General features: G+C 34.5%; 20 protein-coding genes, 1 tRNA gene, 1 rRNA gene and 2 pseudogenes. 20 read left to right on the top strand and 4 right to left on the bottom strand.

The features are described from left to right. The first annotated feature begins 118 nt into the window (after positions 1–118). The 3 genes from AAGD91_RS02005 to AAGD91_RS02015 all read left to right on the top strand — a co-directional run bounded on the left by AAGD91_RS02005 (position 119) and on the right by AAGD91_RS02015 (position 1883). Positions 119–745, top strand: a complete 627-nt coding sequence (locus AAGD91_RS02005; RefSeq protein WP_341821320.1) for a hypothetical protein — start codon at positions 119–121, stop codon at positions 743–745. Positions 746–942: 197 nt separating this feature from the next. Further along, positions 943–1236, top strand: a complete 294-nt coding sequence (locus AAGD91_RS02010; protein ID WP_253309376.1) for a transposase — start codon at positions 943–945, stop codon at positions 1234–1236. A 158-nt stretch (positions 1237–1394) separates the two neighbouring features. Continuing rightward, positions 1395–1883 (top strand): transposase, encoded by a 489-nt coding sequence (locus tag AAGD91_RS02015; RefSeq protein ID WP_341820774.1) that lies wholly within the window; start codon positions 1395–1397, stop codon positions 1881–1883. 673 nt (positions 1884–2556) lie between these two features. Here AAGD91_RS02015 and AAGD91_RS02020 read toward each other — a convergent pair. Further along, positions 2557–3171 (bottom strand): hypothetical protein, encoded by a 615-nt coding sequence (locus AAGD91_RS02020; RefSeq protein WP_253309859.1) that lies wholly within the window; start codon positions 3169–3171, stop codon positions 2557–2559. 153 nt (positions 3172–3324) lie between these two features. On the opposite strand from AAGD91_RS02020, the gene AAGD91_RS02025 reads away from it, so the two are divergent. From AAGD91_RS02025 to rnc, 17 genes and pseudogenes are all read left to right on the top strand, one after another. Beyond that, positions 3325–4828, top strand: a 16S ribosomal RNA gene (locus AAGD91_RS02025). Between the two features lie 101 nt (positions 4829–4929). Continuing rightward, positions 4930–5307: a succinate dehydrogenase, cytochrome b556 subunit gene (sdhC, locus tag AAGD91_RS02030; RefSeq protein ID WP_265033417.1), complete on the top strand. Its 378-nt coding sequence runs from the start codon at positions 4930–4932 to the stop codon at positions 5305–5307. Further along, positions 5304–5660, top strand: a complete 357-nt coding sequence (sdhD, locus tag AAGD91_RS02035) for a succinate dehydrogenase, hydrophobic membrane anchor protein (protein WP_341821321.1) — start codon at positions 5304–5306, stop codon at positions 5658–5660. The genes sdhC and sdhD overlap by 4 nt, the downstream gene beginning before the upstream one ends. Positions 5661–5736: 76 nt before the next feature. Continuing rightward, positions 5737–6999: a hypothetical protein gene (locus AAGD91_RS02040; protein WP_341821322.1), complete on the top strand. Its 1263-nt coding sequence runs from the start codon at positions 5737–5739 to the stop codon at positions 6997–6999. Between the two features lie 117 nt (positions 7000–7116). After that, positions 7117–8406 (top strand): sugar phosphate nucleotidyltransferase, encoded by a 1290-nt coding sequence (locus AAGD91_RS02045; protein ID WP_341821323.1) that lies wholly within the window; start codon positions 7117–7119, stop codon positions 8404–8406. A gap of 133 nt (positions 8407–8539) precedes the next feature. Next, positions 8540–9769 (top strand): lipoprotein-releasing ABC transporter permease subunit, encoded by a 1230-nt coding sequence (locus AAGD91_RS02050; RefSeq protein WP_341821324.1) that lies wholly within the window; start codon positions 8540–8542, stop codon positions 9767–9769. Further along, positions 9762–10493 carry a hypothetical protein gene (locus tag AAGD91_RS02055; protein ID WP_341821325.1) on the top strand — a complete coding sequence of 244 codons (732 nt, stop codon included), beginning with the start codon at positions 9762–9764 and terminating at the stop codon, positions 10491–10493. The genes AAGD91_RS02050 and AAGD91_RS02055 overlap by 8 nt, the downstream gene beginning before the upstream one ends. Continuing rightward, a complete protein-coding gene (locus AAGD91_RS02060) occupies positions 10490–11710 on the top strand; it encodes a heme biosynthesis protein HemY (protein WP_341821326.1) in 1221 nt (406 codons plus the stop codon). The genes AAGD91_RS02055 and AAGD91_RS02060 overlap by 4 nt, the downstream gene beginning before the upstream one ends. Positions 11711–11919: 209 nt before the next feature. After that, complete coding sequence (atpG, locus tag AAGD91_RS02065; protein WP_341821327.1) at positions 11920–12792, top strand: ATP synthase F1 subunit gamma; 873 nt, start codon at positions 11920–11922, stop codon at positions 12790–12792. An 18-nt stretch (positions 12793–12810) separates the two neighbouring features. After that, positions 12811–14145, top strand: a complete 1335-nt coding sequence (locus AAGD91_RS02070; RefSeq protein WP_341821328.1) for a TldD/PmbA family protein — start codon at positions 12811–12813, stop codon at positions 14143–14145. Between the two features lie 174 nt (positions 14146–14319). Beyond that, entirely contained in the window at positions 14320–14571 is a 252-nt protein-coding gene (locus tag AAGD91_RS02075; RefSeq protein WP_064124857.1) for a cold-shock protein, read from the top strand. Between the two features lie 53 nt (positions 14572–14624). Continuing rightward, positions 14625–15817, top strand: a pseudogene (locus tag AAGD91_RS02080) (DEAD/DEAH box helicase). A gap of 204 nt (positions 15818–16021) precedes the next feature. Next, positions 16022–18328 carry an AAA family ATPase gene (locus AAGD91_RS02085; RefSeq protein WP_341821329.1) on the top strand — a complete coding sequence of 769 codons (2307 nt, stop codon included), beginning with the start codon at positions 16022–16024 and terminating at the stop codon, positions 18326–18328. A 64-nt stretch (positions 18329–18392) separates the two neighbouring features. Continuing rightward, on the top strand, positions 18393–19289 hold the full coding sequence (locus AAGD91_RS02090) for a class I fructose-bisphosphate aldolase (protein WP_341821490.1): 897 nt from the start codon (positions 18393–18395) through the stop codon (positions 19287–19289). 5 nt (positions 19290–19294) lie between these two features. Further along, positions 19295–19366: transfer RNA gene (locus tag AAGD91_RS02095), tRNA-Cys, on the top strand. A gap of 138 nt (positions 19367–19504) precedes the next feature. Next, positions 19505–20572, top strand: coding sequence for a quinone-dependent dihydroorotate dehydrogenase (locus tag AAGD91_RS02100; RefSeq protein ID WP_341821330.1), 1068 nt, complete (start codon positions 19505–19507; stop codon positions 20570–20572). Between the two features lie 90 nt (positions 20573–20662). Continuing rightward, positions 20663–21361 carry a ribonuclease III gene (rnc, locus tag AAGD91_RS02105; protein WP_341821331.1) on the top strand — a complete coding sequence of 233 codons (699 nt, stop codon included), beginning with the start codon at positions 20663–20665 and terminating at the stop codon, positions 21359–21361. Between the two features lie 33 nt (positions 21362–21394). Here rnc and AAGD91_RS02110 read toward each other — a convergent pair. From AAGD91_RS02110 to AAGD91_RS02120, 3 genes and pseudogenes are all read right to left on the bottom strand, one after another. After that, positions 21395–21722: pseudogene (locus AAGD91_RS02110) on the bottom strand (transposase family protein); the annotation flags it as partial. 142 nt (positions 21723–21864) lie between these two features. Further along, positions 21865–22407 carry a hypothetical protein gene (locus AAGD91_RS02115; RefSeq protein WP_341821332.1) on the bottom strand — a complete coding sequence of 181 codons (543 nt, stop codon included), beginning with the start codon at positions 22405–22407 and terminating at the stop codon, positions 21865–21867. A gap of 109 nt (positions 22408–22516) precedes the next feature. Further along, entirely contained in the window at positions 22517–23047 is a 531-nt protein-coding gene (locus AAGD91_RS02120; RefSeq protein WP_253309843.1) for a phospholipase D family protein, read from the bottom strand. Between the last annotated feature and the right edge of the window lie 29 nt (positions 23048–23076).

Raw genomic sequence — 23076 nt, forward strand, 5'->3', positions numbered from 1 at the left:
TCGCTTGCCTGCAACTTTGAAGGGATTCCTTATTTACTTCAAACTCGTCCATCAACTAAAATATATTGACTTTATGTGCAATATTAGCTTTAAACCAGTAAAACAAACTGCTTAACATATGCGTTTTTTCTATTCTAATTACATTCTTTTTTTATCTTTATGTTGTTTTCTGCTTTTTTCGTTACCTTCAACAAAAGCCCAAACGAATGATACGTCAGTTGTTCCTATACCACAAAGGAAAAAAGAAAAAGTTGAGCACACTGTTGTAGCACAACCGAGGCAAATTATCGAAATGCAAGAAGAAGTCATTATTAACGAGGGTAAAGAATTCATTCCAGTTCTAAAAAGAAAAAAAAGTGTAGGGAAGAAACTAAGAAGGGATGTTAGAGAGGCAAAAAATGAAATAGGAAACGAAAAAAGCGTTGAGAATAAAAAGGATGAATTAGTTGTAACAGAAATTATTAACTCTATAAGAGACAAACTTACAAAATGCTGGAGCATTCCTGAAAGCATAGCTTACAAAGAAAATTTTAATATAAAAATTAACTTATTATTATCCAGTCAAGGCGAGATAATTATGGCCGATGTAGCAGACAGTGATTCCTATCGAAATAATCCACTTTTCAGGTCGATAGCAGATAATGCAATGCGTGCAGTATATAAATGTAGCCCATTGACTGGCTTGCCTACTCAGCACCACCACATTTGGCGTGAAGTAACACTAGACTTTATTCTAAATGGGTAAAATCTTACAATAGAACTCTTATATTACCTTCTGTCATCCAATTAGTCAGGCTACTTGGATGACAGAAGTAGACACTTCACATTATCATTCCAGTGCCCAGACACTGGGATGGCTTTGTTGCATCGCTCAAGTAAAAAGAACTGGCAGTTACTGACAAAATTCATTATAAATAGCCATTTAGCTGTTGAAGAAAAAATATGCCACAAAAAATGAGAGTCAGTAACTGCCATGAATATAACAAATTTCTCCAAGAAAGAGGAAGCATTTTTTGTTATATCAATGATGCCATAGAAAATTGGTACGAGAATTGTCCAAAAATGCAGGGCGGCAACTATATTTATAGTGATAAAGTTGTGATTTTGGTGCATATAATCGTCAGTTTCTTTAGAATTGGTTTAAGACAAACAGTCGGGTTTATAAAAGGGTATTTGCAACAAATAGGAAGAGATTTGGCAGTTATCAGCTATTCACAAGCATCAAAAGAAACTTAATATTAAGATAAATGATTGCAGAATTGATAAAAATAATATGGAAGATATCGAAATTGCTATAGACAGTACAGGAATTAGTATATACAACAACACACAGCAAGGAAAATAGCACTGACAGAAAATATCGTGACTATGAGAAAACGAGAAAATTGCACGTAATGTTGAATATAAACAACAAAAAAGCCATAGCTGTAAAATACAGTAACGGTGTCTACTCTGATCACTATGGAGCTTGTGATTTGCTAAAAGAAGTTGATTTTCAGCATGCCATAAAAGCACTATATGCAGATAGAGCATGTGATAGGCACAAGTTTTATAAGTTGTGTAACGAATATGATATAAAGACAAAAATTCCACCAATAAACAATGCGGCAGAACATCCAGAAATAGATTATATGTCTGACAGGAATGCTGCTATTACGTTAATAAAATTATACGGTGAAGATGGCATGAAAGAATGGAAAAAAGAAGTAAATTATGGGAAAAGATCTTATATTGAAGGGTTTTTCTCAAGATTAAAGCAAATATTCGGATTTAGTTTTAGGAATAAATCTGAGATAAATCGAGAAAAAGAACTGCTAATCAAATGCTATTTGCTTAATAAATTCACTGATATTGGTATGGCTAAATTTGAGATAGTTACATGAATTTACCATAAATCACCATCTCATAAAGTGTGATGCAACAAAGCCCACTGGCATCCAGAAAACTTAATTTCAACCAAATAATAAAGGCTAGATCCCAGTTTTACGCACTGGGATGACACCCTACTAGCGGAAGTTACTCTCAAATGTTTGTTCATGTTAGCTATAAATATTAAGGAATTTACCAAACAAAAAAAAGGCAAAAGAAGCCCTGGGGTTATTATCCGCTTTAAAATATTGGCGTTTTTTATGTTTTAAACGCTTGACAAGCGAGATTAAGCTGCTTTTAATTGCAACTAACCTACGCTGCAAATGTTTAAGAAATTTACCAAGCAGAAAAAAAGATAAAGAATCCCCGAGTTAGCTAGTCTTTTACTATCTTTGTCGAGTATTGGCATTTTTTGATGTCTTGTAACGCTTTGTAAGCGCGTTCAGCTTATTTAGATAAAAATCTAGATATAGATGAAGTTTTGTAAAGACATACAGTATCTATATACTGCAAAAAATTGAACATAAGACGCCGATACATTAAGTAATCCTTACCTTTTAATCTACAGATTGGTGAAAGCAAATACAATAGCTTCACTGTCATGATAAGGGGGCTGGCGGAGTTTATCAAGTAGGTTTTTTCGTTTCTAACGGTTGTTGCCAAAAACTATACAAAAAGTCTAATGAGTTAACTTCCATATATCCTGAGTAGTTCTTGTGCATTAGCTTTGATTAGGATAGGGCATTTTCTGTCATTTAATAGGGAACGCAATATTTCAGTTGCACCTTTAATGTCGTTATTATGTATCTTTACTACAGCGATAGCTTCTTGGCTTGAATAAGGATACACTGCACTTGATTCTAAATTATCAATTTTATCTTTATTTATTTTTTCACCGTTGGAGTGAAGTAAGCTCATTACCTCTAAGTATTGTGCTAACTCACGCAAAACATTAGGAGCATCTTTATCATCTGCCAAATCATTATAAATAGATGCTGTGTTTGTTGGCATTGAATCTGAGATATGATTGAATGCGTGTTCAAAATTTGCTAAATACCCCCAATTTGAATCTATTTCTTCTAGCAGCGGCTTATTATCTTTTTTAAAGAATAATACTTCGTAAAACTTGTCACCCGCAGTTATAGATTGTTTTGTGTTATCAATGTTGCGCAATAAGTATAATGTGATGCCAACTAACATTGGTGCGAGTGCAAGCAGAAAGATGTATTTTTTCATGGTAATATTCCAAATAGTTATATATTTATACATTAATGCTTTTGATTTGCAAAAACATATTGACATAGTGATTATATCACATAATAATATTCTCAAAGTTGTTTGAATAGTTGGAGATTAAAATATTTCTAAAGTAGAAATAAAGACAGCAGTATTAAGCTAAATTATTTTTTGTCGGATTTATCCGATGTACCCTCAACCTTTTATAGGTTGAAGTCTAAATTTGAGAGTTTGATCCTGGCTCAGAATGAACGCTGGCGGCAGGCCTAACACATGCAAGTCGAACGGAGTTATATTGTAGCTTGCTATGGTATAACTTAGTGGCAGACGGGTGAGTAATATATAGGAATCTACCTAGTAGTACGGAATAATTGTTGGAAACGGCAACTAATACCGTATACGCCCTACGGGGGAAAAATTTATTGCTATTAGATGAGCCTATATTAGATTAGCTAGTTGGTGGGGTAATAGCCTACCAAGGCAATGATCTATAGCTGATCTGAGAGGATGATCAGCCACACTGGAACTGAGATACGGTCCAGACTCCTACGGGAGGCAGCAGTGGGGAATATTGGACAATGGGCGAAAGCCTGATCCAGCCATGCCGCATGAGTGAAGAAGGCCTTTGGGTTGTAAAGCTCTTTTAGTGAGGAAGATAATGACGGTACTCACAGAAGAAGTCCTGGCTAACTCCGTGCCAGCAGCCGCGGTAATACGGAGAGGGCTAGCGTTATTCGGAATTATTGGGCGTAAAGGGCGCGTAGGCTGGTTAGTAAGTTAAAAGTGAAATCCCGAGGCTTAACCTTGGAACTGCTTTTAAAACTGCTAACCTAGAGATTGAAAGAGGATAGAGGAATTCCTAGTGTAGAGGTGAAATTCGTAAATATTAGGAGGAACACCAGTGGCGAAGGCGTCTATCTGGTTCAAATCTGACGCTGAGGCGCGAAGGCGTGGGGAGCAAACAGGATTAGATACCCTGGTAGTCCACGCTGTAAACGATGAATGTTAAATATGGGAAGTTTACTTTCTGTATTACAGCTAACGCGTTAAACATTCCGCCTGGGGACTACGGTCGCAAGATTAAAACTCAAAGGAATTGACGGGGACCCGCACAAGCGGTGGAGCATGTGGTTTAATTCGATGCAACGCGAAAAACCTTACCACTCCTTGACATGGAAATTATACCTATTCGAAGGGATAGGGTCGGTTCGGCCGGATTTCACACAGGTGTTGCATGGCTGTCGTCAGCTCGTGTCGTGAGATGTTGGGTTAAGTCCCGCAACGAGCGCAACCCTCATCCTTAGTTACCATCAGGTAATGCTGGGGACTTTAAGGAAACTGCCAGTGATAAACTGGAGGAAGGTGGGGATGATGTCAAGTCATCATGGCCCTTATGGAGTGGGCTACACACGTGCTACAATGGTGGCTACAATGGGCTGCAAAGTCGCGAGGCTAAGCTAATCCCTTAAAAGCCATCTCAGTTCGGATTGTACTCTGCAACTCGAGTACATGAAGTTGGAATCGCTAGTAATCGTGGATCAGCATGCCACGGTGAATACGTTCTCGGGTCTTGTACACACTGCCCGTCACGCCATGGGAATTGGTTTCACTCGAAGCTAACGACCTAACCGCAAGGAGGGAGTTATTTAAAGTGGGATCGGTGACTGGGGTGAAGTCGTAACAAGGTAGCAGTAGGGGAATCTGCAGCTGGATTACCTCCTTGGGCTTTGCGCATAACTTACCATTTTTTAATGATGGTGTTGTTATGTGCTATACTGCTGTCTTTACTTCTACTTTATTTTAATTTCCCGATAACGGAATTTTATGAGTGATAGGCCTCTTTCTCCACATTTACAAATATATAAAGTACAAGTTACTAGTTTTTTCTCTATTATGCACAGATTGACTGGTATCTTGCTATTCCTTTTATTAATGATACTTTCTTGGTATTTCATATTACATGTTTACTTTCCTGAGTTACTTATAGTAAGGTACTTAAATGCATTATTATTCACTCCTGTTGCTAAATTAGCTTATGTCTTATGTTTTATAAGTTTTGTATATCATTTTCTTAATGGTATTCGTCATTTATTGTGGGATGTTGGGCTTAATTTAGAAATTACTGGCGTTTCAAGGAGTGCTATACTGCTGACAGTAACGCTACTTCTTTCTACTATTGCTTTTTTATTTATGTTTATATGAGTCAATCTGGAAATTCAGTACATCATTGGTGGGTCCAGCGTGTTTCTGCGGTAATTTTACTGCTCCTGTTTCCTTGGTTTATCTATTCATTTTCTTGTACATTTTATACTGATAGCTCTTTGTCTTTTAGTGAAAAATTTATTAATCACCCTCTAGAGCTTTTATTTTTTGTTGTATTGTTATTTTGCATTTTTTGGCACGCAGTTCTTGGAATGCAGGTAGTGTGTGAAGATTATATACACAGCGTATCTCTAAGGATTTTCACAATTACATGCATAAAGTACTTATCAAGCATTACTTATATAACCCTCGCTTTTACAATCTTTGTCTTCTACAGGCATATTTTCTTGTAAAATTGCCAATTCTGTGTTAATATATTATTAGTGTACTAGTTTTATCATTGAACTATAACGATTTTGGTTTAGTAATATGTTAGAGACATTGAAAAAGTGGGGAATAGACCTTACGCTAAAGGTGAAAGATCTATTTAGTTCATCTGAGTCTCAAGTTTATGTCAAAGACCTTAGAAAGGTAATGATATATGAGGATGGACGAAAGTGTCAATATCCAAAAAATTATGATCAGATTGTAGATTCTGGGAGAGTTGTAAAAAAAAATGACAAGCTTGTAAAAGATAAAGACGGAAATCCAGAGTACCAGCTTATATATAATGAATACAAATTTGATCTAGCCTTGGTTAAGGAAATTGATAAAAAATCTTACTTTACTATTGACTTTTTAGTTAGTAAAGGTAGGTGTGAGGTTAATGATTATAGTAAATTTTATAAGCCATTTAAGTTTTCAAAAATAGATCTTGAAAAACACTTGCCGGTCTTTGAGGTTGATACTAAGTTACTTAGATTAACTAATTCTTCTTTTCTTGCTAAAAAAGGTTGCTTCATCAATGATGACACGGGAGAAGTTGATGAGAAAGATAGAGATGAAAAAGGAAGAAATGGAAAATTACTATACGCTAGTGATTACAAGAAGCTAAGCACCCATTTTTCAGAAATTAGAGATCAGGATGGTAATCTAGAGCTAGATAAAAGTCTTATATCTGTTCCTGTCGTTTTTGCTACAAGCTTGGCTAAAGTTTGTACTAAATTGTTGACCTTTCTTCCTATAAAGTTAGGGGAGTATTTAATAAGCGAACAAAACCCAATTGCAAAGTCTTTTGGCTATCTTTTGTTCACCCCTGCAATGGCAGTAAAAAATTTAGTGAATATGGGAGCTACCATACTTAAGGCTCCAATTTTATTATTTGTAGCAGATAAGAAGAAGTATGGTGATGCTTACTTCACTATGTGGAAACACCAATTGAAAGGATGTTGGGAAGAAGCAAAAAGTGACTTTAATGTTATTAAAGGTGGAGAAAGGCTAAAGCCAGGGCAAAAGGATCATAAGCCACTTAGTATAGTGGGCACATGGGATGAGCTTAACGCTAGAAGGCCAGGTGTTGAAAAAGACTTAGAGAAGCCGTCAAATAAAAGTAGTGAAAGTATAGATAAATCTAGAGAACCAGATATTGGAAAAAGCTTAAAGAAGGAGAAGTTGCAAAACAAAAGTAATGAGAAAATAGCTGCGTCTAAAAAAGCAGATGTTGAAAAAGTGAATGATACTCTTCATGTTAATGAAGTACTAAGCAGACGGAGTTCATTGCAAGACGAAAAATTTCAATTACCTCCTCGCTAACCGGCCACTACTTTAAATTAACATTTACTTTCTTTATTAACTATTCCACAACAAAAACTTGCATGCATTTTACTATTAGTATAAGATGTTAATTATTTAATTAATTTTCTTAACTATATGCGCCCTGTAATACTATGTGGTGGTAGTGGCAGCAGACTTTGGCCTTTATCGAAGCCAAAGCAATTTCAAAAAATATTTAGCCATAACACTATGTTTCAGAACACTTTATTGAGGCTAAAAAGTGGTTATATGCCACCCATAATTGCCACAAATATACAGTACGAGTCGTTAGTGAAGAAGGAGTTGCATGCGCTGCGAGAATATAAAGTGATTTTCGAACCAGTGAAAATTGGAACAGCAGCAGCGATATTAATTGCTGCGCTTCTCTGCAATGAAAACGAGATAATGTTAATTCTGCCTTCAGACCATTTTATAGGTGATTTGAATAATTTTTATGCTTCTGCTCACAAAGCATCTCAGCTAGCTTCTGAAACTAACTCTATAGTTACGTTTGGAGTTAAGCCTCATGAATTCAATTCTGAATACGGCTATATAAATGCAGTTTATGATCATAAGGAAAAGTATTATATAGTAAAGGATTTCATAGAGAAACCTGAGCATGTATTAAGTAATGATTATTATTGGAATTCTGGAGTATTTGTGTTCAAAGCAAAACGCTATATAGATGAGATCAAAAAATCTGCCCCGACTCTTTATAATTTATGTTTTGCAAGTGTGAAACATTTCACACCGCAAGAGAGATTTCTGTATTTAAAACAACGAGATTTTGCAGGAATTGAAGGCGTCTCTATTGATTACTTGGTAATGGAAAAAGCAAAAAACGTTGCAATGATAGAAGCTAATTTCGATTGGCTGGATGTTGGAACTTGGAATTCAGTTTTAGAATTGAGTGAGAAGTTTACGTCGTCATTCCGACATGTAACAAAAAAAAGAGAGCCAGTTTCAACGACAGGAAGTAATAAAAATTTATTGGGTGGAGCTTATAAGCAACCAAACAAAAGCCTAATATCGTTTATTAATAAGGTTAAGAAAGCAAAAGCGATAAGAAGAGAAATCAAGCCATGGGGATTTTATAGTATAATTTTAATGAGCGAAAATTTTCTTATAAAATATCTTTTTATAAATCCATTAAGCTGCACTTCTAAGCAATTCCATCACTATAGAGATGAATACCATATAGTACTATCGGGAGTTGGGTATGTTAGTTTAGGCGACAAAGAATATGCTATAGTAAAAGACCATATGATAGAAATCCCAAGGGAAGTTTCCCATAGGATTGAAAATAGAAGCACAAGCTCTCCACTTGAAATAGTTGAATTTCAGATAGGAGAGCATTTATCTGATAATGATATAGTGAGATTGGATGATGTATATGGAAGATTTTGAAATTCTAATGTTAAAGATACTCTATAAGTCTGCTAAATTTAAAGGAGTAAAAATATCTAGTTTTCAAATAAAGAAAAGTCTACAATTATACGAAGTTTCAAGAATATAATGTTTAACCTCAAAATATTTTGTAATGTCCATTGCCTTTGAAATTACTATGGCTGCTTGCTATTTGCGAGCGAAAAATGCCAGATTTTGCTCTATAACGACTTTGTTCTCTATTATCGGCATTGCCCTTGGAGTTGCAACACTAATAGTGGTGATGTCTGTGATGAACGGATTCAGAGCAAAGTTGCTTTACTCAATACTTGGCATTGATGGCCATATTAATGTTTATTTTGATAGGAACATAAATTCAGATTACTGCACAGTTTCGAAATCTATTGAGAAAATTCCTGGTATATTAAAAGCTACTCCTATGACCAATGATCAAGTTATTATTGTAGCAAATGGTAAAATTGCAGGTAGCGTAGTGCGAGGTGTGTCAACTAAAGATTTGCTTGATAGTACTACCATTACAAATAATGTAATTATAGGTGATGTAAAAAAATTTGATGAAGGGATAATAATAGGAGCACGATTGGCAGAAGCTTTGAACGTTGACTATGGCGACAAAATTACGTTTATATCATCTGAAGAATTTGATGCATTACTTGGTGAAATGCCGCGAATGAAAAAATATAAAGTTATAGCAATATTTGATATGGGTATGTTTGAGTATGATAATACCTTGATATATATGCCTCTAAAATCAGCACAAGCCTTTTTTAATTATGAAAATAGCATAAAAAATATAGAAGTACTTGTAGACGACGTTACTAGAGCTGGTAAGCTGGCAAATGCTATAGAAAAAGGAATAGGAATGAAAGCTGAAAGTTGGCAATCACAGCAAAGCCATTATTTTAGTGCTTTAAAAACTGAAAGAAATGTGATGTTTTTAATTCTTACTTTGATTATAGTTGTAGCAGCGTTTAATATTATCTCAAATTTAATGATGATAGTGCAAGAAAAGAAATCCGCGATTGCAATTATGCGTACATTTGGTGCAACAAGTGGAAGCATTATGCGCATATTTTGCGCTTGTGGTCTATTAATCGGTTTTACGGGAACTTGTCTTGGCTGTATTATAGGTGTCGTTTTTTCTCTCAATATCGAAAGTATTAGAGTGTTTTTAGAAAACATGACTAACGTCAAGCTGTTTGATCCTATGGTATACTTTTTTTCAAGTTTACCGGTGATATTAGTCCCTCAAGATGTAGTAAGTATTTCTGCACTTGCGTTACTCTTATCATTTTTAGCGACAATTGCTCCTGCATTGCAGGCATCTGCACAAGATCCTGCGGAGATACTACGTTATGAATGATACTCAGCAAAAGTACATAGGCTGGTTCTTAATTGTATTGTTATTTACCGGTTACATCACAATAAATAACATAATCTTTTTAAAAATAAGTCAGCAAGAAAGCGAAGACAATATAAATGTTTTAACGGAAAAAATAGATGAATTCAGAATGTCACTTGAAGTTAATCAATCTAGGGTAGAAAAAAAGATATTTGACTTAAAGAGAGGTCTGCACACTCAATGTGAGCAAGGTGATGGTAGCTCAAGGTATAAGAACCTCGCAAGATTGCTACTACTTGTAGTTAAAATGAAGAATTCGTTATTGCGAGAAGCAAAATTTGATAATCATATAAATTCAATAAAGCCTTTGATATCAGAGCTTGATGATCCAGAGATAGAAAATGCAGTAAATGAATTGGAAAGTTTGAAAGAGGTAGATACTTTACGTGAGTTGAAGTTATCTTTTGAGAAGACCATTGCTGTTATTAACTACAATAAAAGTACATTGTCTAAAAAAATCATTTCAAACTGGATTAGAATACAAGATAAAAATGACCCATTAAGGGCAAAATTCGCAGAAATTGAGGAGTCAATAAACGATAATGATTGGCAAAATATAACTGTTACAGTAAGCAATTTAACGCATTCAGAATTCAAGCCATGGCTGAATAAATTGAATGGTTTTATTGTAGCTTCTAAGAATATTTCAACAATATATCATCACTTATTACAATATATCTCATGATTTATTTTATAATTTTCGCTCTTTCGTTTTTATTTGGCATATGGGTCAAGGTAAGTGGTGAAGTAATAAAATTGGAATTAGGCAATTACACTATAAGTATTGATCTATATTTCATTATTTTTACTTGTGTAGTTTTATTATTTTTATTAATTACACTTGTACGCTTTTTTTCCTCCATTTTATCAACATTTGCCAACATAAGAAATAGAAGAAGGGATAGGGAAGAATTGCTTCTCTTTGAAGCTTTCTTTAGCATAGACTTAAACAATATAGAGAATGCCCAAAAGGTAGTTAAAAGTCTAAATGAGAAGAGCGATAGGTTGTCTTTAATAAAGCTCTTTAACTCAGGTAAGACGGGAAATTACAGCTTTTTCAGTAACGGTTTAACAAATATTGCAAATAAAAATCGTAACTTAGCTCTACTTCTGGCCAATAAGCTGATTGTTCACCTCAAACAAGAAAAAGTAGTCTTTCAAAAATTTATAGAATATTGCTCTAGTTCAATTAATGATAAAATGCTATCTATTCCCTTTCAAATAGAGCATTGCATATTGAAAGAAGATTGGATTAATGCAATTTTGAAGTTGAGGGAAGCAGTTAAGTTCAATATTTTTCTTCCCTTTGACCATAAAGAAATGTTTGCAGTTTTTTATTGTGCTTTGGCAAAACAATATGAAAGTAAAGGGGATTTTAAAGGGGCTATAAAGTCTTTACTCAGAGCACAAAGTTATTATGCAACTTTTCGGCCCATTAATTATTTAAAGGCAGAATTATATATTAAACTTGGAAAAATCAGAAAAGCTTCTGCAGTGCTAGAGGCAGAATATGCAGTAAATCCTACTCCTCAGTCAGCTAAAATGTACATCAATTTAAATAGTAAAGGTGCTGAAAGACTATACAACTTACGCCCTGATTATTATTTTAGTTACTGTTTACTTGCTTTGTCCTCAATGAGTTCAGGTAAATATGATCTTGCAAGTCAATATTTAGACACTGCTATGAAAAAGGCTAATTGCATGTCAATCTACTTTATTGTAATACAACTTAAGGTTACATTGCAAGAACACGACAAGGTAATTTATTGGCTAAACAAGATGGGCTCAGAAGCTTTGCCTGATCCGGGCTGGAAGTGTAAAAATTGTAACAGAGAACTAAAGCAATGGGATCATAAATGTTCAAATTGCAATAGTTTTAATTGCGTTTATTATATATTATAAGGTTCCACAGAGTGTGATGATAATAATATATGGGAAATTACCATCAAAGACCTCTATTGAACAATTTTTGGAGTAGATCTCTTAATATAACCCTTATTTCAAAATAATAAACCTGCAAGTTTTTTAGTTAGACTTGGTTCTAATGTCAAAAAAACTTGCTTTTAGACACTAACAATTATATATTTTAATAAATCAGGGTTGTATATAAAATGAAGAGCTTAAAGGAATTATCCTTAAGAATTAAGAATATTAGGTCTGTACAGAAAACCACGAAAATAATGCAAATGGTTTCTGCAGCAAAGTTATTACAAAGCCAAAAGAAATTATCAAATTCAAAATTATATATATCTAAGCTGCATAGCATTATTTCTTCATTAATGCTATCAGTTGATCAAAAATTACTGGCAAAAATTCTAAATATCAGTAATGAAGGTTCTTACCTAGTATTCATTGTTGCGTCTGATCGTGGCTTGTGCGGCAACTTTAACTCTTCTATTGTCAAATTTAGTCAAGAGCGTGTAAATAAGTCAATCGCAAATGGCAAAAAAGTAGATATTGTATTTCTTGGTAAAAAAGCTTTTGATGTAGGTAAAAATAGGTTTGACTCTAAAAGTATCTTAAAAATTGAAAATAGTAAGGGGATTACGTTAAAGCACGTAGAAGCTTTGGTTGATGGTATAGATTTAAGTAAATACGATAAAGTTAAAGTTTTTTATAGTAAATTCTATAATACCTTCACGCAAAAACCAATGTTGGAAACAATAAAACCATGGAGTGAAGATTCATCCTTGATTGACAACTCTCTGGCTGGTCCAACAACAGATTACGGCTATGAGTATGAACCACAAAATATTGAATTTATTTTAAAATCTTTGGTTCAAGATTACATTGTAATTGCTCTTTACTCTGCTTTGCTTGAAAGTGCAACAAGTGAGAATAGTGCTAGGATGGTTGCTATGGAATCAGCAAACAGAAACACTAAAGAGATGCTGAACAAACTAGCATTGCTTTATAATCGTTCTCGTCAAGCAGCAATTACAACTGATTTAATTGAAGTTATAGGTGGTGCAGAGTCTTTATAAAAATCTAAGGAATAGAAAATGAATATATTAAATATTGCAGCAGATATCACTAAATTAATAAAAAAACAGAATCAAGATGCGGAAGTTACAATATATGAAACTAATAAGACTTCAGTTTCTCAGCGTCTATCAAAAATTGAGCAAATATCACAATCTAAAAATTGCACTGTAGGAATCAGAGCTATAGCAGGTAAAAACAAAGCTGCGTATATTTCTACAAACGATTTGAATAATCTTAGTGATACGGTAAGCCAAGTGGTAGAAATGGCAAAGAATGCGCCAGAAGATCCTTGCATTAATTTTGCTGTAAATGGTAGTAATTATATCTCTTCTGCAGATTTAAGTATCTCAGATAATAATGTTGTAACCGTTGATAACCTAAAAGAAATTGCTGAAGCTGCAGAAAATTCAGCCCTTGCACATAAGAGTATCACTAATTCTGAAGGAGCCTCTTCTTCATACGCTTTAGTGAATACAGTATTATCGACTGTTTCTGGTTTTATTGGCTCGTTTAGTAAATCAACCTTTGCTAATCAGGTCTCTGTTGTTGCTGGAAGAGAAAGTGAAATGAAGGTTGGTTACGATTATGATATAGCATGTAATTTTAGTGATTTAAAGTTGCCAGAGTTAATGGGAAAAGAAGCAGCAAAAAGAGCAGTTGATCAATTGAATTCACGTACAATTAAAACTGGTAAATTTCCAGTTATTTTTGAAAAAAGAGCAGCAAAAGGGCTAGTAAAAAGTTTTGCTTCTGCTATAAATGGGAGCAGTATTATAAGCAACAGTTCTTTCTTGAGGGGTAGTTTAAACGCTCAGATTTTCAACGATAGAATTAATATTATCGATGATCCATTGTTGCCAAGAGGCATAGCATCGAGACCATTTGATGGAGAAGGGATAACTAGCAAGAAAAATATATTTGTAAAAAACGGAATATTACAAAATTGGATTTTAGACTTATACTCGGCTAGAAAATTAGACTCAGAAACAACCGGAAGTGCAACTCGTGCAAGTAATGCTGCAGTTATTCCTGCAGCTAGTAACCTCTACATTGAGAATGGTAATGTATCGTTTGAAGAATTAATTCAGGAAGTGAAAGAGGGAATATATGTAACTGATTTATTTGGTTTTGGTGTTAATTTAATCAATGGCGATTACAGCCAAGGCGCTTCCGGATTTTTTATAGAAAATGGAAAAATAACGTATCCAATACATGAGATTACCATTGCTAGCAATTTAAAGGATATGTTTAGCAATTTAGTCGTTGCAGATGATCTAACTTTTTGTGGGCAATTTAATTCACCAACGATTAAAGTTAGCGAAATGACAGTTGCAGGTTCGCTTAACGATTAAAAAATTTATTTGCATTAAGTACAACAATTGTGTATTATTGTCATGTAATGTTAAGAATAGACTATGGAGTATAAAGGTTTAGTTTCAATAGCTAAGCTTAAAGCATTCTCAATCGTAATTTCAAAGTTTTTCATCACATTAGTAATGTTAATTAATAATTTAGGAGTTGTTTAAATGGAATTTGGTAATGTAAAATGGTTTAATGCCGAAAAAGGCTATGGTTTCATCAAGCCAGAAGGTAAAGGGGGTGACGTTTTTGTACATATTAGCACGTTGGAACGTTCAGGAATAAGGCCTGAGACACTTAAAGGAGAGAATAAAGAGAAGGGGATAAAAGGAGAAAGGGTGAGTTATGAGGTTAAAGAGGAGCGCGGTAGAAACGGAGAAGATAAAAAATCTGCAATAAATTTAAGATTGGAAGATTAATCTATTATGAAGTCTTTTAATAGGGTTAACGTATTGTGAATAATTTTTATGAGATGGGTCTCCCAGCTTTGCTTACACAAGCTCTAGATAAAAATAATCTTTTCGTCCCAACTCCGATTCAAATACAAGCGATTCCCTTAGCGCTACAAGGTAAAGATATTCTTGGGTCTGCTCAAACGGGAACTGGAAAAACTTTGGCATTTGCTATTCCGTTGGTTGCTAAGTTGCTGAATGAGCCTAACACTGGTTCAGCTTTAGTCATCGTGCCAACCAGGGAGCTTGCGCATCAGGTAACAAATGAGATAAGAAAACTCTTATTTCAAAATTCTGCACTAAGGGTCGCTTTATTGATTGGTGGTGAGCCTATTTTTAGGCAGCTAAATCAGCTTCAGAAAAAACCACAAATTGTAATAGGTACTCCTGGTCGTATTATAGACCATATTGAGCGTAAAACTTTGATTACTCGCAATGTTAGCGTTCTTGTGCTTGATGAAACGGATCGTATGTTTGATATGGGCTTTGGAATTCAAATTGAAGGGATCATGAAATATCTGCCAAAAATACTGCAGACTCTTATGTTTTCTGCAACTCTTCCTAGTGATATAGTTAAACTTACTGAGAAGTACCTTAATCGACCAGAACGTATTTCTGTTGATTGTGAGACTACAACTTCTGTAAAAATTAAGCAAGAGATTGTTTATGCATCAGAATCAGAAAAATATGAAAAGCTTGTTACACAACTATGTCAGCGCGAAGGATCAATCATTATCTTTGTCAAAACAAAGCAAGGAGCGGATCAGCTAGCTAGCAGATTGCACAAAGATGACTATAGCGCTTTAGCAATTCATGGTGATTTAAGGCAGCACAAGCGCGAAAGGGTCATTAATTCTTTTCGTCGTGGCCGCAATCAAATCATGGTTGCAACAGATATTGCTTCTCGCGGCCTTGATATTCCCCACATTCAACATGTTATCAATTATGATGCACCACAATCGCAAGCTGACTATATTCATCGTATAGGCAGAACTGCACGTGCTGGAGCTGAAGGGCATGCGCTATCTTTTGTTACACCTCAAGATAAGAGAAGACTGCCTGCATTGGCAGACAAAGAAGGAGAGCCGAATTTTGATTGTAGTGTGCAATTTAAAAAACGTAATAGCAAAAAGGTCTTTAAAAGGCTAAGTACGGTAGAAAAAAGATCAATGCATTTAAGAAGAAAAGCATAGTACTAGAAAAAGCGTATTAAATAGGATTTACCTACAACTTGATAAGCGTAAAACTCGTCATTCCGCTACTCATTAGCGGAATCTATGTTGAGATATCGCGGTGCTATGACGTAGATCCAGAGTGGGGATTAAAATTGGCTACAGCGAACTGCTGGATTTCAATTTTTTTAATAATTGTGTGCTATTCATTATATATGAGTTTCCACTTTTAAAGAGAATAGGAGATGATTTCCAAAAACTTAGAGGCAAGTTTGAATAGAGCGCTACTCATTGCTTCTAATTTTAATCTAAAATATGCGAAAGTAGAACATTTATTGCTGGCGTTAACTAAAGATGTGGATGTAAATTACGTTTTATCAAGATGTAATATCAGAGCCGATGAAATCATCAATATGGATAACATTCTATCAAGATGCAATATTAAGGCTAATGATTATAATAATAATATAAAAGGGTTTTTACAAAGCAGTTCTGAATTGATTATCAGTGGAGTTAAACCTAGCTCAATGTTTCAATGCATAATACACAGAGCAATAATACGGGCTCATAGCTTGGGGAAAAAAGAAATAAATGGAGCAAGTGTTCTAGTAGAAATTTTGTCTGGGCAAGATTTATACGTTGAAGATCTATTGCAGAAACAAAGTGTGAAAGATTCCAATTTGATTTACCATATATCTAATATGAAATACTCTAACGATATAGATGAATACACCACCAATCATAAAGTAAAACTTGATAAAAATAATGACCCTCCTACTACAGTAAATAAAGGTGAGCTACTAAAAGATGAGGAAATTCTACAAAGTTATTGTAAAAATTTAAATGACTATGCAAGAAGCAAAAAAATAGATTATGTTATTGGTCGTGATTATGAATTAAATCGCACTATAGAAATATTATTGAGGCGTAGAAAAAACAACCTTTTATATGTTGGAGACCCAGGTGTTGGCAAAACAACAATAGTTGAGGGTTTGGTACTCAAGATCATTGAAGGCAGTGTTCCGAGTGCGCTCAGGTCCAGTATAATTTATGCTTTGGATTTAGGATCACTCCTTGCAGGGACACGCTACAGAGGTGATTTTGAAGAGAGAATAAAATCTATAATAAAAGCGATTGAGGTAAAACCAGGTGCTATCCTTTTTATTGACGAAATACACACTATCATTGGAGCAGGTTCTACAAGTGGTAGCTTTCTTGATGCAGGTAACCTACTCAAACCTGCGCTTGCAAGAGGTACACTACGTTGTATAGGTGCAACTACATATAGAGAATACAGCACTAGTTTTGAAAAAGATAAAGCACTAGCAAGAAGGTTTCAAAAAATTAATGTTAAAGAATCTTCTGTTAATGAAACGATAAATATACTAGATGGCATAAAGCACTACTATGAAGGGTATCATGGAGTATATTATACAAAGAATGCCATTAGGTCTGCGGCTGAACTTTCGCATAAGTATATTACTGGGCGAATATTACCTGATAAAGCGGTTGATGTTATTGATGAAGCAGGGGCATATTGTAAATTGCTAAAAAACAGGGGTAAAATTGTAAATAGTAGAGATATTAAGAATACCATTACTAGAATTACAAATGTGCCTTGCGGATCTGAATCTGATGATTTGCAGAAAGTAAAGTCTTTAAAAGCTAATCTAGAAAAGGTGATTTTTGGCCAAGAGCAGGCAATAGAATCTCTTGTTAATTCTATTAAAATTGCTAAATCTGGGTTGAGAAATTACAATAAGCCTTTAGCAAATTATCTTTTTGCAGGGCCAACCGGTGTTGGTAAAACCGAGCTAGCAAAACAATTAGCAGAAAGCATGGGCATGAATCTTATACGCTTTGATATGTCCGAATATATTGAATCTCATACGATATCAAGGATGATTGGTTCTCCTCCTGGATATGTAGGTTATGATCAGGGTGGATTACTCACAGAGTCTGTATCTAACAATCAATATAGTGTTGTGCTGCTTGATGAAATTGAAAAGGCCCATAGCGATATCTATAATATATTGCTACAAATTATGGATTATGGTTGTGTTACAGACACTTACGGACGTAAAGTTAACTTTTCCAATATAATTTTAATTATGACAACTAATGCAGGAGCAGTTGAACGCAGCAAAAGTTTTGTTGGCTTTGGGCATAAAAATTTTAACATTGGTGATAGCGAAAAAGCAATAGAACAGGTTTTTAGCCCTGAATTTCGTAATCGTCTTGATGCGATTATTTCTTTTTCTGACTTAAGTACGGATGTGATTTTGCATATTGTGGATAAATTTGTCCTAGAACTGAAAAAGCAACTGACGCAAAAAGGCATAAACTGCTTGGTAGAGGATGAAGTGAAATCTTATCTTGTACAAATGGGTTATAGTAAGGAAATGGGAGCACGTCCGATAGAGAGACTTATTGAAAAAGAGATAAAAAGTTACTTAGCGGAAGAAATACTGAATCGTAAATTAATAAAAGGAAAGAAATTAAGAATCTATATGAATAAAGTAGAAAATAAAATTGCTTTTGATATAGTTTAAAATCCTTGTATTGAACTTCATCTTTGTTACAATTTATAACTTAAATTTAATTTGAATTATAGTGATAAGTGATAAAGTAAAACAAGTCCTAAGCTACTACGAAAGTGAAAACCCCGGGGTAAAAGCAAATCTTACTCGTATTCTCATGCATGGAAAGCTTGGCGGTACTGGCAAGTTAGTGATTCTGCCAGTAGATCAAGGATTTGAGCACGGGCCAATAAAAAGCTTTGAAGTTAACCCTGATGCTTATGACCCACATTATCATTTTCAGCTTGCAGTTGATTCGGGAGTAAGTGCATATGCTGCTCCACTTGGTATAATTGAAGCTGGTGCTTCAACTTATGCTGGAATGCTCCCACTTATTTTGAAACTTAATAGTTCCAACTCCTTACATTCAAAAAATCTGACTTCTGATCAAGCAATAACCTCCTCTGTGAAAGATGCACTGCGTTTGGGCTGCTTGGCTGTTGGATTTACTATATATCCTGGTTCTGCTAAGTGTTTTGATATGATGGAAGAAGCCCGTGAAATCTTAGCTGAAGCCAAATCTTATGGGCTTGCAGTAGTGCTATGGTCTTATCCACGTGGTGAAGGAATTTCCAAAGAAGGTGAAACAGCAGTTGATGTTATTGCCTATGCTGCGCACATAGCAGCTTTACTTGGCGCTAATATAATCAAAGTAAAACTTCCAACTAAATATTTGGAAAGGGAGAAAATAGAAACAGAAAATATTGAATCATTATCTAAAAGGATTGAATATGTTAAAAGATCTTGTTTTGCAGGGAAAAGAATAGTAGTTTTTTCTGGTGGCGAATCGAAATCAGTGAATGACATATGCAATGAAGCGAAAGAAATTAAGCAGGGTGGTGGTAATGGTTCAATCATTGGACGTAACACTTTTCAACGCAAAAGGGAGGAAGCTTTATCTATGCTAAAAGATATAATGGATATCTACACATAAAAAATGGCTGGGTGGCAGAATGGCTTATGCGGAGGACTGCAAATCCTTTTATACCGGTTCAATTCCGGTCCCGGCCTCTTTCATTTTCTATATATTGTAAAAGTTGCTCAATTCAACGTTAGCTTTAAGTGTGTAACCTATAGAGAAAGCTTATCCATTATTCATAAGTAAAATCAATTTCTTTTCAAGTTATGGTTATACTCTTATAGTGTTGCATGTTAAAAAATAAACTAAAAATAAGCAAAGTGTTTTACAAAATGATATTACGTAATTTATTGTTTTTACTGCCGCCTGAAGTTGCTCACTCTTTGGCAATCATGGCATTAAAGAAAATACCTTATAAGAATCCTATAGAGCTACCAGAATCTTTGAGTGTGAATTTTTTTGGTAATAAGCTCAGAAGCCCCGTGGGCCTGGCTGCAGGTTTTGACAAGAATGCAGAAGTTATAAGGCCTATGCTTTCATTTGGTTTTGGGTTTATTGAAACTGGTACTGTAACTCGTAATCCACAATATGGAAACAAAAAACCAAGAATTTTTCGGTTAATTAAAAATCAAGGGGTAATTAACAGATTGGGATTTAACAATAAAGGAATAGACTATTTTCTTAAACAAATAGATGAAACCAAGCTTGATGACTGCATTTTTGGCATAAATATAGGAAAAAATAGTGCATCGAAAGACCAAATTAGTGATTATGTTGATTTAATAAAGATGGTATATGGAAAAAGCAATTATATAGTGCTGAACATCTCGTCTCCAAACACGCCTAATTTACGCAATCTGCACAATAAGCAAGAATTATCGAAATTGTTGAAATCCATAACTCTAACCCGGAAATCAATTGATAATTCCGCAATAATATTAAAAATCTCACCAGATATAGATCAGCAAACGAAAGAAAATATCGCTGAGCTTGCGTTGGAATATAAGATTGACGGATTAACAGTAAGCAACACTACGGTAAGTAGAGATAATCTGCATTCCCACCACAACGAAAGTGGCGGATTGAGTGGCAAACCACTTTTCAAACTTTCAACCGAGTTATTGGGCGATATGTACAAATTTACTAAGGGCAAAATATTATTGATAGGGTGCGGAGGAATCTCAAGTGGTGCTGATGCATATAAAAAAATAAAGGCAGGAGCCTCTTTGGTGCAGTTGTACACTGCTCTCATATACCACGGACCTCAAGTTGTAAACAAAATTAATCTAGAACTTGCAGAACTAATAAGGAGAGATGGATTTAGTAACATTAGTGAGGTGGTGGGTTGTATACATTAATTTTGGAAGTTGGTGGTATTATTTTAATAAAATAAGACTAATTCTCTGGTATAAAGGTGGTAGAAAGTGCTTTTCTTTTAAATAATGGGTATGAAGAGTTTGAATGATGCAATATCTAAGATCATTGATTATAAATTTACAAATTATGCAATATTAGAAGAGGCACTAACTCACCCAAGCGTAAATAAAAGGAATAGCAAAAACCAGATTGTAAGCTACGAAAGACTAGAGTTTTTGGGCGATAGTGTTTTGAATATGGTCGTATCTTCCATACTGTTTAAACTATTTCCTGAAGAAAAAGAAGGAGCATTGGCAAAAAGAAAGACGGATTTAGTTTGTGGCAACACCATTGCTAATGTTGCTAAAGAAATAAAATTAGGCAGCTTTATCATCATGAATAATAGTGAACACTGCAATGGAGGGAGATGTAATCTAAAAAATTTAGAAAACTCGCTTGAAGCACTAATAGGTGCAATTTATATTGATGGCGGACTTGAAAATGTTGAAAAATTTATTACCCAATATTGGGAAAAGCTAGCTAAAAGCATGCTTGACCCCCCTCAAGATCCTAAAACCTCACTGCAAGAGTGGACTCAGAAAAACAAATTGCCTTTACCAGAGTATGAGCTTGTAAAACAAACTGGACCAGCGCACAATCCTGAATTTACTATATCAGTTTGCATAGAAGATTATGGTAAAGTTTCTGCATGCGCTTCTAGTAAAAAGATTGCTGAACAAAAAGCTGCTGAGTTGATGCTAGAAAAAATTGGAAAAGACGCTTCAGTTTAGGCAAAATAGGCATTAATAGACTTCTTTCAAAATTCATATAAGGAGCTCAAAATTGTGGATAGCAGCAATCAAATTAAATCTTAAACCAAAACGTTTTCGTCGGTTTCTATGTCTATCGGAAATGATTTTAAACCTTTTCAATTACGTTTTCAACTATTGCCCTTTGGATCATAAGTGTTCTGTTCTCTTTTTTTTGTTCTTTGCTTAACGGATTCTTTTTCGTTTTCCTGTGCGGTAATACAACATTTTTGTGTATCTTCTGCATTTCCCTGTAGCCGGCATCAGCTAAGATTTTAGTTTGTGGCAATACTGCTACCTTTGATTTTCTAAACATCCGAAAATCATGTTTTCTACCATTCGCTCAAATGTTGCTTTTTTTACCCCTGTTAAACGTCAAAACTTTTCTCCTTCTAACTTTTCTATTTCCTTATATTTCATGCTTTCAAATACTTGATCTTACACTCCCTCTAACAATTTTGAAAGAAGTCTAGTGAATGGTCACGTTAAAACATGTTTTTAAATTTTTGCCAAAATCCTGGTTTATTATCGTTAACCTTTGTAAATGTTATATTTAAACTGTATTTCGGATCATTTGGCACGTCGTATTTTATGCTAAATGTTGAAACTTTATCGTTATTGTAAATATGTACATCATCATATGATAGCTTTGTTGTGTAACACTTTACATGCTTTTGCTTATCATATACTAAATCACCTGACTCCCTTTCTAGTTCCACAAATTTCGTTTTTTTCTGACATTCCTTCATTTTTATTAAATCCTTATCTAGTGATATTGAAACTGGCCACGTATTTCCAGCATATTCTTTAGCTAAAAGTTCACTTTGAGGATACATTTTTATTTCCTTGCCAAAATGTGAGTCTATGAAATTATTACTCCAAAATTTATCGCCAGAATGCACATACTCATCAGTAGCATACGGCACCCCACCATAACTGCATTGAACTTTGTAATCTCCAACACCGTTGTTTTGAAAAAAATCATGAATGGCAGTGTAGCTACCGGCAGCATCATTTATATAATCCATTACTTTATTCCTTAAACTTTTAGTTCATTATATCATAATCATTATGCCAATCAATCAAAAAAGCTCTCTCTTGCTATTTTTAGAACTTATTTTATGCAAGCGCTCTCGATTAGTTGGGAGCGTATTTATAAGATTGTGACATTCGTGCCTCCCAGTTTTTCACATACTGCTGAATCAATTCAGGATAATCTGTAATAATTAATAAATTTTCAGCATTTCCTTTTTTAGCTGTCTTACTAAGGTTAAATGACCCTGTGATGACTTTTTGATTGTCAACAATCATTATCTTATTATGAGCAATCTTTGGCTTATCATCGATCCAAATTGGTACTCCACCTGAAAATAATTCATTTATAACACTATATTTTGAGTAGAGTTGCGATTTATCTAAGATGACTTTAACATCAACACCGCGTTCTTTAGCATTAATCAAAGATTTTGCAACTGTTCCAAGAGTAAATGTATATTCTTGAACTAAGATAGATTTTTTAGACTGATCTATTACGCTGATTATCGGTACAGCACAATCTTCTCCAGGTGAAAAGCAAACCGTAGCTTTTGGGCAGGGCGAAAATATAAAACCCGCATAGTAATACAGAGAAAAACACATTAACAAGAATAAAAAGTGAAAAAGCCTCACAACAACCCACCCCCGGATATACGGCGATA

It is taken from the genome of Wolbachia endosymbiont (group A) of Myopa testacea (genome assembly GCF_964027115.1).
Classification (GTDB): Bacteria; Pseudomonadota; Alphaproteobacteria; order Rickettsiales; family Anaplasmataceae; genus Wolbachia.

Coding starts and splice junctions, on each gene's coding strand:
- AAGD91_RS02055 (WP_341821325.1), top strand. CDS start 9,762: ATGAATGATACTCAGCAAAAGTACATAGGCTGGTTCTTAATTGTATTG.
- AAGD91_RS02005 (WP_341821320.1), top strand. CDS start 119: ATGCGTTTTTTCTATTCTAATTACATTCTTTTTTTATCTTTATGTTGT.
- AAGD91_RS02070 (WP_341821328.1), top strand. CDS start 12,811: ATGAATATATTAAATATTGCAGCAGATATCACTAAATTAATAAAAAAA.
- AAGD91_RS02045 (WP_341821323.1), top strand. CDS start 7,117: ATGCGCCCTGTAATACTATGTGGTGGTAGTGGCAGCAGACTTTGGCCT.
- AAGD91_RS02050 (WP_341821324.1), top strand. CDS start 8,540: ATGTCCATTGCCTTTGAAATTACTATGGCTGCTTGCTATTTGCGAGCG.
- AAGD91_RS02100 (WP_341821330.1), top strand. CDS start 19,505: ATGTTAAAAAATAAACTAAAAATAAGCAAAGTGTTTTACAAAATGATA.
- AAGD91_RS02010 (WP_253309376.1), top strand. CDS start 943: ATGCCACAAAAAATGAGAGTCAGTAACTGCCATGAATATAACAAATTT.
- AAGD91_RS02020 (WP_253309859.1), bottom strand. CDS start 3,171: ATGTCAATATGTTTTTGCAAATCAAAAGCATTAATGTATAAATATATA.
- AAGD91_RS02075 (WP_064124857.1), top strand. CDS start 14,320: ATGGAATTTGGTAATGTAAAATGGTTTAATGCCGAAAAAGGCTATGGT.
- AAGD91_RS02015 (WP_341820774.1), top strand. CDS start 1,395: ATGTTGAATATAAACAACAAAAAAGCCATAGCTGTAAAATACAGTAAC.
- sdhC (WP_265033417.1), top strand. CDS start 4,930: ATGAGTGATAGGCCTCTTTCTCCACATTTACAAATATATAAAGTACAA.
- AAGD91_RS02040 (WP_341821322.1), top strand. CDS start 5,737: ATGTTAGAGACATTGAAAAAGTGGGGAATAGACCTTACGCTAAAGGTG.
- AAGD91_RS02060 (WP_341821326.1), top strand. CDS start 10,490: ATGATTTATTTTATAATTTTCGCTCTTTCGTTTTTATTTGGCATATGG.
- atpG (WP_341821327.1), top strand. CDS start 11,920: ATGAAGAGCTTAAAGGAATTATCCTTAAGAATTAAGAATATTAGGTCT.
- AAGD91_RS02085 (WP_341821329.1), top strand. CDS start 16,022: ATGATTTCCAAAAACTTAGAGGCAAGTTTGAATAGAGCGCTACTCATT.
- sdhD (WP_341821321.1), top strand. CDS start 5,304: ATGAGTCAATCTGGAAATTCAGTACATCATTGGTGGGTCCAGCGTGTT.
- rnc (WP_341821331.1), top strand. CDS start 20,663: ATGAAGAGTTTGAATGATGCAATATCTAAGATCATTGATTATAAATTT.
- AAGD91_RS02115 (WP_341821332.1), bottom strand. CDS start 22,407: ATGGATTATATAAATGATGCTGCCGGTAGCTACACTGCCATTCATGAT.